The 11,181-nt window shown below is 69.4% G+C and carries 7 protein-coding genes; 5 read left to right on the top strand and 2 right to left on the bottom strand.

Annotated features, from left to right (window positions below):
- Positions 1-238 precede the first annotated feature (238 nt).
- From ACFU95_RS11390 to ACFU95_RS11375, 4 genes are all read left to right on the top strand, one after another.
- Positions 239-2,404: a nitrate- and nitrite sensing domain-containing protein gene (locus ACFU95_RS11390; protein ID WP_383825169.1), complete on the top strand. Its 2,166-nt coding sequence runs from the start codon at positions 239-241 to the stop codon at positions 2,402-2,404.
- Positions 2,401-2,823: a roadblock/LC7 domain-containing protein gene (locus tag ACFU95_RS11385; protein ID WP_383825166.1), complete on the top strand. Its 423-nt coding sequence runs from the start codon at positions 2,401-2,403 to the stop codon at positions 2,821-2,823. Before ACFU95_RS11390 ends, ACFU95_RS11385 begins: the two co-directional genes overlap by 4 nt.
- 226 nt (positions 2,824-3,049) lie before the next feature.
- Entirely contained in the window at positions 3,050-5,836 is a 2,787-nt protein-coding gene (locus ACFU95_RS11380) for a glycosyl hydrolase (protein WP_383825163.1), read from the top strand.
- A 247-nt stretch (positions 5,837-6,083) separates the two neighbouring features.
- On the top strand, positions 6,084-7,424 hold the full coding sequence (locus ACFU95_RS11375; RefSeq protein WP_383825160.1) for a ferric reductase-like transmembrane domain-containing protein: 1,341 nt from the start codon (positions 6,084-6,086) through the stop codon (positions 7,422-7,424).
- 192 nt (positions 7,425-7,616) lie between these two features.
- On the opposite strand, the gene ACFU95_RS11370 is transcribed toward ACFU95_RS11375, so the two are convergent.
- Positions 7,617-8,315, bottom strand: coding sequence for a polysaccharide deacetylase family protein (locus ACFU95_RS11370; RefSeq protein ID WP_383825157.1), 699 nt, complete (start codon positions 8,313-8,315; stop codon positions 7,617-7,619).
- A gap of 70 nt (positions 8,316-8,385) precedes the next feature.
- Positions 8,386-9,054, bottom strand: a complete 669-nt coding sequence (locus ACFU95_RS11365) for a glycoside hydrolase family 11 protein (protein WP_383825155.1) — start codon at positions 9,052-9,054, stop codon at positions 8,386-8,388.
- 793 nt (positions 9,055-9,847) lie between these two features.
- On the opposite strand from ACFU95_RS11365, the gene chvE reads away from it, so the two are divergent.
- Positions 9,848-10,933 carry a multiple monosaccharide ABC transporter substrate-binding protein gene (chvE, locus tag ACFU95_RS11360; protein ID WP_383825152.1) on the top strand — a complete coding sequence of 362 codons (1,086 nt, stop codon included), beginning with the start codon at positions 9,848-9,850 and terminating at the stop codon, positions 10,931-10,933.
- Positions 10,934-11,181: the final 248 nt, after the last annotated feature.

Genomic DNA, 11,181 nt, shown 5'->3' with positions numbered 1-11,181 from the left:
GCAGGACACAGAGCAGGTGTCCGCCTGGGGCACGGAGTCCTTGACGAGGCGTTGCCAGGGCTGGTCACCGCGGGCCGGGCGGGGACAGCCAGGGCGGCCGACGCCGACGGAGGCCACCCTTCCGGTCCCACCCGGTCACACTCTCCCGGCCTGCGGTGTGAGGGCGGCGCAACCGAAGGTCCCACGGGTCTAACAGGTCGGAAACCGGCCACGGCGGCAGTCGGACTAGCTTCGGACCATGAGGGTGTGGACGCCATCACGGCCGCTGCCCGGCTGCCTCGGCGCGATCGGCAAGAGCGTTTCCGGCAGGGGTGGTCCAGGGCGCCGCCGCAGTGGCCCGACGGCTCCCGGCCGCCGGCCGATGCCGGGCTGGCGCAGCGTCAGAGGCCGGGTGGCGGTGGTCATCACGGTCCCGGTCTGCTTGCTGCTGACAGTGGCCGGTCTGGCCGTGTACGGGCGTGCCGAGGCCCTCGGTGATGCCAGGACGACCCGTGCCGAGGTCGGCCTCAGTCTGCGGGTCCAGGCGCTGGTACATCAGCTGCAACGCGAACGCGGCCTGACGAACGGCCTGTTGGGCGGTGGCGAAGGATTCCGCACTCCGCTCGCCGCCACACGCGAGCGCGTCGACACCGCGCTGCGCGAAATGCGACCCGAGCGAGCCGTCGAGGACGTCGTCCAGCGGCATTTGCGGCGCCTCACCGCCATCCGTGCCGCAGTCGACAGGGCAACCGCCGACAGGGGAACCCCCGACAAGGGCAACGCCGACCGGACCGCGACTCTCACCTTCTACACCACCGCCGTCGACGCCCTCAACGCCGTCGATCCCGTGGCGGCCACCGCGACCCGTGCCGACCGTGAACTGAGCGACGGCCTGGCCGCGTTGCGGGAGCTGGCCGTCGCCAAGGAGTCGGTCGCTCTCGAACGCGGCCTCCTCAACGGCGTGTTCGCCGAGGGCGCCTTCCACGGCCGCGAGTACCTCGCCTTCACCGAGGTGCGCGCCACCCGTGTCGCCGCCCTCGCCCGCTTCCGGCAGGTCGCCACCGCACCTCAGCGCGCGGCTCTGCGGAAGGCCTTCGGCACCGAGGACGCCCGACGCGTCACCGCCCACGAAAACCGGGCGGAAGGCGCCGCCGACGGCTCCGCGCTGCGCGTCGAGGCCGGCACCTGGTGGGACGCGATGACCGTACTCGTCGACGATCTGTACGCCGTCCAGCGGTCGGTCGGCCACGACGTACGCAACCGGGCGGACCGGCTCAGTCACGACGCGGAGCTGGGCCTCGCCGCCTTTCTCGCCGTGGGAACGCTCATGGCCTCTCTCGTCGTGGGCCTCGCTGCCTTCGCCTCGCGTTCCCTCACCCGCCCGCTCGGCGCCCTCGCCGAGGCCGCCCACGAAGTGGCGCGGCATCGGCTGCCCGCAGCCGTCGCCCGTATGCAGCAGCCCCCGCAGGGCCAGGGGGAGTTCCTCCCGGTGGCGCAGACCCCGGACGCCCCGGGGGCCCCCGGGGCGCGGCTGCTGGATGGCGCGGCGGAGATCGCCGAGGTCGCGGCGTCCTTGCGTCAGGTGGAACACACCGCTCTCCACCTGGCCGCCCAGCAGGCCGGCCTGCGCCGCAACACCACCGAATCGCTCGCCAACCTCGGCCGCCGCAACCAGAACCTCGTGCGTCGCCAGCTCAGCCTCATCACCCGCCTGGAGCGGCAGGAACTCGATCCGGATGCCCTTGCCGAGCTCTTCGAGCTCGACCACCTCGCCACCCGCATGCGGCGCAACGCCGAGAGCCTGCTGGTTCTGGCCGGGCAGAACCCGCCCCGGCCCAGCGCCCCACCCGCCGACGGCCTGGAGGTCGTCCAGTCCGCCGTGGCCGAGGTGGAGCAGTACCGGCGGGTCCTGATCGCGGTCGTGGAGCCGGTGCGGGTGCGCGGGCACGTCGTCGCCGACGTCGCCCATCTCCTCGCCGAGCTCATCGAGAACGGGCTGAACTTCTCGCCCCCGGCCGAACCGGTCGAGGTGCACGGCTGGTACGACACCGAGGACGACACGTACTGCTTCGCTGTCGTCGACCACGGCATCGGCATGTCCGAAGCCGACAAGGAACGTGCGAACGCCCGCCTCTCCGACTCCGGAGAGGAAGCCCTTCTCGCCGCGCCCACCCGCTTCCTCGGCCACCTCGTCGTCGGCCGCCTGGCCCACCGCCTCGGTGAAGGCGCGTGGGTCCAGCTCTTCGACACCCCGGGCGGCGGCCTGTCCGCACTGCTCGTCCTCCCCGGACGCCTGCTGGCCCCCGCTCAGGACAGCACCGCCGCGGCCCCGCCCGCCAAGCCCGCTGTCTCTTCGCTGCTCAACGGCTTCCGAGCAGGGGTCGCCCGAGCCGAGACCCGAAGCACCCAAGGAGTGTCACAGTGACCACCGCCGTCCAGAGTTTCGGCTGGCTCATCTCCGAGTTCGTACGCACCACCGACGGCGTCACCGACGCCATAGCCGTCTCCTCCGACGGCCTGCTGATGGCCGCCTCGGACAGCCTCGGCCGAGATCGCGCCGACCACCTGGCCGCGGTCGTCTCCGGCATCACCAGCCTGGCCCAGAACGCGGCGACGACCCACGGCTTTCACGGCATGAAGCTCGTCATGATCGAAATGATCGGGGGCTTCTTCATGGTCGGTCGCATCCGCGACGGCAGCTGCCTCGGTGTCCTCGCCGCCGAGGGATGCGACGTCGGTCTCGTCGGCTACGAGATGTCCGTCCTCGCCGACCGTGCCGGTGAACTCCTCACCCCGCAGTTGGTACGCGAACTCAACTCCACGCCCCTGGCCGCGGGGCGGTGACGTCTCTCTGAGGTCTCCTGACGCTCCCTGAAGTCCGCGCAGCCGTCAGGAACCGAACACGTGACGGGCCGTGACGCGCCGGGTGGGGCCCAAGTCCCGTCGTTGTTACAACTATTGACGCCCATGGTCAGCGGACGTAGGTTCTCGGCAAATCTGAGAGCGCTCTCAAGGTTCGTCCGGTTCGTGATGAGTCCTCCCCATCCGTCGCGATGACATGAGGTGCACCATGCCAGCCCCCCACACCAGACCGGCCGCGATGCTGGTCCTGGCCACCGCCCTGGCCGCCGTCGGACTCGGTCCGGCAGCCGCCCCGGCCGCGGCCGCCACCGTCCCCGTAGGCTCCGGCAGTTACTCCGACACCCGGCCCGCCGGCACGTCCGGCCCCACCACCAACACCGGCACTCCGGTCGTGCCCAAGGTCACCGCCGCCGCCAAGGACCGGCCCGTGCCCACCAACGACTGGTGGTCCTCCCTCGCCTTCCAGCGCTACGGCGACAACCCGTACTCCACCCCCATGTACGGCCACCCCCTCACCTACCAGGCCGTCTCCGGCGGACTGGACGTCGGCTACCCGACGAGCCCCGCGATCGTGGGCGACGGCCGCCAGTACGAGTACGCGCACAAGCGCGACCTCACCATCGGCCTGACCGGCCTGAACTCGCCCGACACCAAGGCGGACGACTGGTCCGACTGGACGGTCACCCCGTACTGGTCGGACGGCACCCGCACCCTGCGGACGACGATCGGCCACGGCATGCCCTTCGTCTACGCCAAGGGCTCCGGCGGCGATGCCCGGATCACCACCGCGGAGGCCCCCACCGTCTTCGCCGACCAGGGCAGCGTTCTCGGCATCACGGTCGCCGGCCACCACTACGCGCTGTTCGCGCCGACCGGCAGTGACTGGAACGTCTCCGGCTCCACCGTCAGCGCCGGCCTCGGCTCGAAGGACTACTTCTCCGTGGCGGTCCTCCCCACCACGGACGCCCTCGCCACGTACCGGAAGTACGCGTACAGCTTCGTCACCGGCTCCACCGTGAACTGGAGCTCCACCGGCGGCACCGTGAAGGCCACCTACACCCTCACCACCGAGGCCGAGGAGGGCACCGAGCGCGGCACGCTCCAGGCCCTCTACCGCCACCAGTGGCTCAACACCACCGACGCCCTCACCCCGTACACCTATGTCTCCCCGCGCGGCACCATGAAGGTCCGCGAGTCGGCGTCCTTCACCACCGCCCGGCCGGCCTCCCCCGTGCTCCCCGCGCTGCCGAAACCGAGCGGCGTCGAGGCGGCCCGGCTCAAGGGCTATCTGAACGAGGTCGCGGACGCCGCCGACCCCTTCTCCGGCGCCACCGACACCTACTGGACCGGCAAAGCGCTCGGCAAGCTGGCCCAACTGGTGCCCGTGGCCGACCAGATCGGCGAGGGCGCGATCCGCGACAAGTTCCTCGGCCTGATCAAGGGACGCCTCCAGGACTGGTTCACCGCGGGCGGCGCGAACGAGTTCTCCTACGACAACGCCTGGAAGACCCTCACCGGCTACCCGGCGTCCTACGGCAGCGACACCGAACTCAACGACCACCACTTCCACTACGGCTACTACGTCTACGCGGCCGCCATCGTCGCCCAGTACGACCAGGCATGGGCCGCCGACTCGGCCTGGGGCGGCATGGTGAAGACACTGGTGCGCGACACGGCCAACCCCAGCCGAACCGACAGCGCCTTCCCCTTCCTGCGCGGTTTCGACGTCTACGCCGGACACAGCTGGGCGTCCGGGCACCAGGGCTTCGCCGCCGGCAACAACCAGGAGTCGTCGTCCGAGTCCACCAACCTCAGCGCCGCCCTCGTCCTGTGGGGCTCGGCCACCGGAGACAGCGCACTGCGCGACCTCGGCAGCTACCTGCTGACCACGGAGTCGGAGGCGATCGCCCAGTACTGGTTCGACGCCGACGAGCAGGTCTTCCCGTCCTCCTTCGGCCATGACACCGCCGGCATGGTCTGGGGCAGCGGCGCCGCCTACGCCACCTGGTGGACCGCCAACCCCGAGGAGATCCACGGCATCAACGTCCTTCCTGTGACCAGCGGTTCCAGCCTCCACCTCGGCGGCGAGAAGGCCGCGATCCGGCGCAACCTCGCGGAGCTGGAGAGGGAGAACGGCGGCCCGGCCGTCGAATGGCGCGACATCCTCTGGGAGTTCCAGTCCCTCGCCGACCCGGCGGCGGCGAAGGCGAAATGGGACGCCGGCAACGGGGCTTACACCCCGGAAGAGGGCGAGTCCAGGGCCCACACCTACCACTGGATCAGCGCCCTGAACGAGTTCGGCGCCCCCGACGCGACGGTGACCGGCGACCTCCCCACCTCGGCCGTCTTCACCAAGGGCACCGTACGGACGTACGTCGCCCACAACCACGGTGCCACGGCACGCACGGTCACCTTCTCGGACGGCAAGTCCTTCTCCGTCCCCGCGCGTTCGACGGCGACGGCCACGGGCACCGGCAGCGGCGACCCGGACCCCGACCCCGACCCCGAACCGCCGACCGGAAACACCTACCAGCTCCGCTCCGGCGGCACCCTGACCACGGCGACCGGCGCCACAGCCGCCGGCGACACCGTCCCCTCGGCCGGCGGCGCCAACCACGACGGCACCCCGTACCAACCGCTCGTGTACGAGATCAAGGGCGTCAACGGCACCCTCACCCCGGGCGCCGTCACCTCCTTCCGTCTCCAGGTGGACGCGGACACCACGGTCGGCCTCGGCCAACAGGCCCGCATCAGCTACGACCTCACGGGCGACGGCACGTTCGACCGAACCGAGACCTACCAGTACTTCGCCACCGACCCGGTCACGGGCTGGGAGGAGTACACCCAGTCCCGCGGCCTCAAGTCGTCCACCGGAACCCTCGGCGACCTGAACGGCGGGACCGTACGGCTGGAGGTCTGGAGTGCCGTCGGCAACGGTGCGTCCCGGCTCCAGACCGGGACGGAGCGGTCGGTTCTGGTGATTCCCTACGACTGACCGGCGCCGCCATGGATCTGGCGCTCCGGAGAACATCAGGGCCGGGATGGTCCATGCCCTGTGTGGAGCGCCAGGCCGCCGAACGCACCAAAGGCGGTCAGATTCGACGGTTCCGGCATGAACGGATCGGGCCCACCCGCCGTATCCTTACCCGATCGGGGTGCGCATTCGACCGAATCCCTCGGTCTTCATGGGGTTTGTGCTTATTGGTCGCGAGTACTGCGGCCACGGGGGACGAGAGGCAGCCATGGCGGCGACGAGCAACGCGGTGCGCGGCGGCACCGTGCTTCCGGTGGACGCGGCGCGCTGGGCGATGTGGACGTTCGTCATCGTCAACGTGGTCATCGTCGAGGCGCTGTTCCTCAGCGCCGGTTCGGGCAAGAACGGCGTACTCACGGTCGCGAAGTTCTTCGGACTGCACGCGGCCCTGCTGATGCTGTTCCAACTGCTGCTGGTGGCCCGGCTGCCGTGGCTGGACCGCCGCATCGGGATGGACCGGCTCACGGTGTGGCACCGCTGGGTCGGCTTCACCCTGCTGTGGACCGTCCTCACCCACGCCACGCTGGTGGTGCTCGGCTACGCGACGCTCGACGACACCTCCATGGGAAAGACGTTCGTCGCCCTGAGCGGGGTACCGGCCTCCCTGCTGGGCATGCTCGCCGCGGCCGTCATCGTCGTGATCGCCGCGATCTCCACCCGCGCCCTGCGGCGACGGCTACCGTACGAGGTCTGGCACGGCCTGCACCTGCTGCTCTACGTCGCCCTGGGCCTGGCGTTCGTCCACCAGTTGCAGGAGACGACGACCTTCACGTCCTCCGCGTTCGCCACGGCCTACTGGTGGATCCTGTGGCTGTTCGCCTTCGGCGCCCTGCTGACGGGCCGTGTCGTCGTGCCGCTGTGGCGCAACGCCCGCCACCAGTTCCGCGTGACGGCCGTCGTGCCGGAGTCGGACAACGTGGTCTCCGTGTACGTCACCGGCCGACACCTCGACAAACTCCCGGCCCGCGCCGGCCAGTTCTGCATCTGGCGGTTCCCCGGGCACCACCACTGGTGGCTGGCCAACCCCTTCTCCCTCTCGGCGGCGCCCGACGGACGAGGGCTGCGCCTCACGGCGAAAGCGGCCGGCACCGCCAGCGCCGGCCTGCGTGACGTCCCGGTCGGCAGCCGCGCCTTCGTCGAGGGGCCGTACGGGGCGTTCACCTCGCTGCACCGGACCCGCCCCGGCGCCCTGCTGATCGCCGGAGGCGTGGGGATCACGCCCGTGCGGGCGATGCTGGAGGAGCAGGCGGCCGGTGACGTCGTAGTGCTGTACCGGGTGCGCAGCGAGGCCGACGCCGTGCTGCTGAACGAGGTGCGCCGGCTGGTCGCGCTCCGCGGCGGGCGGCTGCACCTGCTCACGGGCCGTACCGCCGAGGGCGCCGCCCCGCCGTTCGGCCCGGACAGTCTGCACCGGCTGGTCCCCGACGTGACCGAACGCGACGTATACGTCTGCGGCCCGCCCGCCATGACCGCGGCCGTGCTCTCCGGCCTGCGAGAGCTACACGTCCCGGCGCGACAGGTGCACGCCGAGAGGTTCGGCCTGGCCTGACCGGAAGCCGGTCTCCCTGCCAACTGGCCCCAAGACCAACGCTCCGAGGTACGGGACACCGCGGAACTCCAACGGCTCCTTCAGCGGGAGCCGATGTTCCCCGACTCCGCGGTCCCGCGCCGCATCCGCTGCCAGTAGGACCGCCCCACCGCCTTACCGCTCAGCCGCGGCAGCGCGTCGTGCCCCCGGCCTTCATCGCGCCGCTCCCGGCGTCACGGCTGCCGTCGGAGCCACGGCGCGGCCGGTCTGCGGGGAGATCATGCCGGCGCACAGGCCCCGGGCGGCCAGCCCCTGGGCGATGCGCGGGATCGCCGCGAGGGAGTTGGCGGACCAGTCGTGCATGAGGATGACCTGGCCGCTGGTGAGCCGGCCGGCCGCCGCCACGATCGCATCGGTGCTCGCGCCGTTCCAGTCCTGCGAGTCGACGTTCCAGAGGATCTCGGTGAGGCCGTACTTGGCCTCGACGGCCCTCACCGTCGCATTGGTCTCGCCGTACGGCGGCCGGAACAGCTTCGGCGTGCCACCACCAGCGGCCGCGACGGCCTGCTGGGTCCGGGAGATCTCCGAGTCGATCGTCGCCTGGCTCTGCTGGGTCAGATGCGGGTGGGTGTAGCTGTGGTTGCCTACCCACATGCCGGCACTGACCTGCGCCTTGACCCGGGCCGGGTAGGCGGCGGCGTGCTGGCCCTGGTTGAACATGGTGGCCCGCAGCCCGTTCCGGGTGAGCGCGTTGAGCAGGGCCGGAGTGCTGTTGGACGGTCCGTCGTCGAAGGTGAGCCCGACGTACCCGTTGCAGGCGGCGGCCTGCGCCGGGGCGGCGGCGTCGACGGTGAGGGCGCCGACGGCGAGTGTGACGACGGCGAGCAACGACAGACGTGGTGTGGCCTTCATGAAGAACGGTCCTCCGGTCTTGGGGGATCGAGGGGGGCAGGGAGGCAGCCGCCCCCCTCTCCGAACTGGCCTATCTCACCGTGATGTTGGAGCTCCCGCTGCTCTGGTATCCCTCGGTGGCGAGGATCATGTAGTACTTGAAGCTCCCCAGGGGCATTCCGGCGCGGGCCCAGGCGTCGAAGTGGTTGCCGGTGGTGATGGTGCCGCCGGTCCGCTTCGACTGCCGCACGCTCCAGTACTGGTTGAACGTGCGGGTGCCTTCGACGGACGGGGCGTTGTAGCGGGTGGTCTGGTAGATGTCGTACGTGCCGCCGTCGCTGGTGACAGTGCCCTTGTACGTGCCGGTGGGCCGGTAGGTGCCCCAGTTGTCGACGACGTAGTACTCGACGAGTGGGTTCGACGTCCACCCGTAGAGCGTCAGGTAGCCGTTGCCGGACGGGCTGAAGCTGCCGGAGTAGGTCACGGTCCGGCGTGAGCCGTTGCTCCAGCCCTTGCCGGCGACGAAGTTCCCGGTGTTTCTCCACGAAGTGCTGTAGTTCCCACCGGAGTTCAGGGTCATGGAGACCGTGCCCTGGCTGTCCGTCCAGAACGAGTAGTAGTACCCGTTGTCGGTTCCGGTCTGGTTCGTACTGATGACCGTGGCCGCCTCGGCGGTGCCAGGCAGGGCCAACGTGGCCCCGGTGGCCAGCAGCAGGGTGCAGACGCTGCGGCGCGTCGGGTTCGCGGGTCCGTCGTTCATGAGCGTGCTTCCTCCTCGTCGTCGTGAGGCCGACGGGGCCGGGCACCAGCCCGCGTCGACAGCGGTTGAGCTCTGCCAACGGCGAACAGTTTTGGTATGACCCTGCCAACTGTCAACTGTTTCGGCACTTGTTTCGAAACATTCGTTGGGCTCGGTCGTTTCCTTGAGAGCATTTCTCCTGGTTATGGCCGCACTCAATGAAGTGAATCGACATTGATCGTCAACGCCCACTATGGCGAGATCAAAGCTCGATTCCATATCGCCGAATGTTTCGAAGGGCAGGCTCGGGCAGGCTCGGGCAAGCTCGTTGTGGACGGCTGCGGGGTGCGGGACGCGCCGGCCCAAGCGGCCCCGTGGGTACACCTTCTGTAACCGTTCCAGTTCGATCTGTTGACACCCCACCCGCTTCCCCTTAACGTCGCGCCAATATTTCGAACATGTGACCATATTTCGAACGTGGGAAAGGCGGGTGCTCTGTGCGCTGCCGGAATCAGCACGCACGTGGTCGGAACGCGGCACCGATTCGAACCGCTGATCCGTCACGGTGCACGGCCCGGTCTGAAGTTCGGTCTGAAGTTCGGTCTGAAGGTCGGTCTGTCCGGGGCGCCTGGGGGGCCACCTGCGCGGCACCCATGTGCGGGACCTGACCCTCGACACCGCCCGGGAGCGGATGCGGCGCGTCCCCTTCGTTCTCGACCCGCCCGCCGACTCCCCGGCCCGCTCCACCGCTTCCCCTCGACGTCTGAAACGCCGCCATCCCCTCAAAGACGAGAAGGACAAGGAACGAATCACCATGTTCAATCGAAGAACCGTCCTCGCCGGAGCCGCCTCCCTCGGTCTCACCCTGTCCGCCTGCGGTAAGGGCAGTGAGAACGGCTCAGAGGACAGCTCCGAGGGCGGCACCGTCGGCATCGCCATGCCGACCCGGTCCTCCGAACGCTGGCTCACCGACGGCAAGAGCGTCGTCGACGGCCTCAAGGCCCGGGAGTACAAGACCAAGCTGGTGTACGGCGACGACGACCCGAAAGCCCAGGTCTCACAGATCGGGAAACTGATCCAGCAGGGCGTCGACGCCCTGATCATCGCGGCCATCGACAACAAGTCGCTGAACGGGGTGCTTCAGCAGGCCGCCGACGCGGACATTCCGGTGATCTCCTACGACCGGCTCATCCTCGGCACCAAGAACGTGGACTACTACGTTTCCTTCGACAACGAGATGGTGGGCATGATCCAGGCCCACTACATCATCGACAAGCTCGGCCTGGAGGACGACAAAGGCCCGTTCAACATCGAGTTGTTCGCCGGTTCCCCCGACGACAACAACACCAAATACTTCTTCGACGGTTCGATGACGCACCTGCGGCCGTATCTGGACAGCAGGCAGTTGGTCGTCCGGTCCGGCGAGACCGAGCTGAAACAGATCACCACCCCGCGCTGGGACGGGCCCACCGCGCAAAGACGCATGAGCGGCCTCCTCAGCAAGTGGTACCGCACCGAGCGGGTCGACGCGGTCCTGTCGCCGTACGACGGCATCTCGAGGGGCGTCCTGTCCGCGCTGAAGTCGGGCGGCTACGGCTCCGGCATCAAGCCCCTCCCCACCATCACCGGCCAGGACGCCGAACTGGCTTCGGTGAAGTCGATCATCGCGGGTCAGCAGTCGCAGACCGTCTACAAGGACGTCCGCCGGCTCGCCGAGGCCGCCATCACCATGGTCGACGACATACTCAACGACAGGGTGCCGTATGTGGACGACTCCACGGGTTACAAGAACGGCGTGAAGGCCGTGCCCGCCGTTCTGCTGCAGCCCACGAGCGTCGACAAGACCAATTACGACGTCCTTGTCACGGACGGCTACTTCACCGCCGCCGAGCTCAAGTAGCGGCACGGGCTCCACACGACGACGCCTGCACGACGCTCTTCAGTCCGAGTACACCCACCGGCCTGGGACAGCGTCCCCTTCTTCGCGCACCGCACGGGTTCTGGAAGCGCAGAGGCCCCTCCGTGATCTGGACGGAGGGGCCTCTGAACAGCCATGTGCCTGTGCCCCGGCAGGATTCGAACCTGCGACACCCGCTTCAGGAGTTTTCCTTGGGCGGGGCTGTGACCCGCGGAAACGTCGACTGTGGG

It is taken from the genome of Streptomyces sp. NPDC057623 (genome assembly GCF_042800355.1).
Taxonomy (GTDB): domain Bacteria; phylum Actinomycetota; class Actinomycetes; order Streptomycetales; family Streptomycetaceae; genus Streptomyces.
Note: the sequence above shows the minus strand (reverse complement) of the source record. Positions and strands in the feature narration are given on the sequence as shown.

What these genes read in the sequence shown, in the direction of transcription:
- ACFU95_RS11390 (WP_383825169.1), top strand. Translation starts at nt 239, where the DNA reads ATGAGGGTGTGGACGCCATCACGGCCGCTGCCCGGCTGCCTCGGCGCG.
- ACFU95_RS11380 (WP_383825163.1), top strand. Translation starts at nt 3,050, where the DNA reads ATGCCAGCCCCCCACACCAGACCGGCCGCGATGCTGGTCCTGGCCACC.
- ACFU95_RS11375 (WP_383825160.1), top strand. Translation starts at nt 6,084, where the DNA reads ATGGCGGCGACGAGCAACGCGGTGCGCGGCGGCACCGTGCTTCCGGTG.
- ACFU95_RS11370 (WP_383825157.1), bottom strand. Translation starts at nt 8,315, where the DNA reads ATGAAGGCCACACCACGTCTGTCGTTGCTCGCCGTCGTCACACTCGCC.
- ACFU95_RS11365 (WP_383825155.1), bottom strand. Translation starts at nt 9,054, where the DNA reads ATGAACGACGGACCCGCGAACCCGACGCGCCGCAGCGTCTGCACCCTG.
- chvE (WP_383825152.1), top strand. Translation starts at nt 9,848, where the DNA reads ATGTTCAATCGAAGAACCGTCCTCGCCGGAGCCGCCTCCCTCGGTCTC.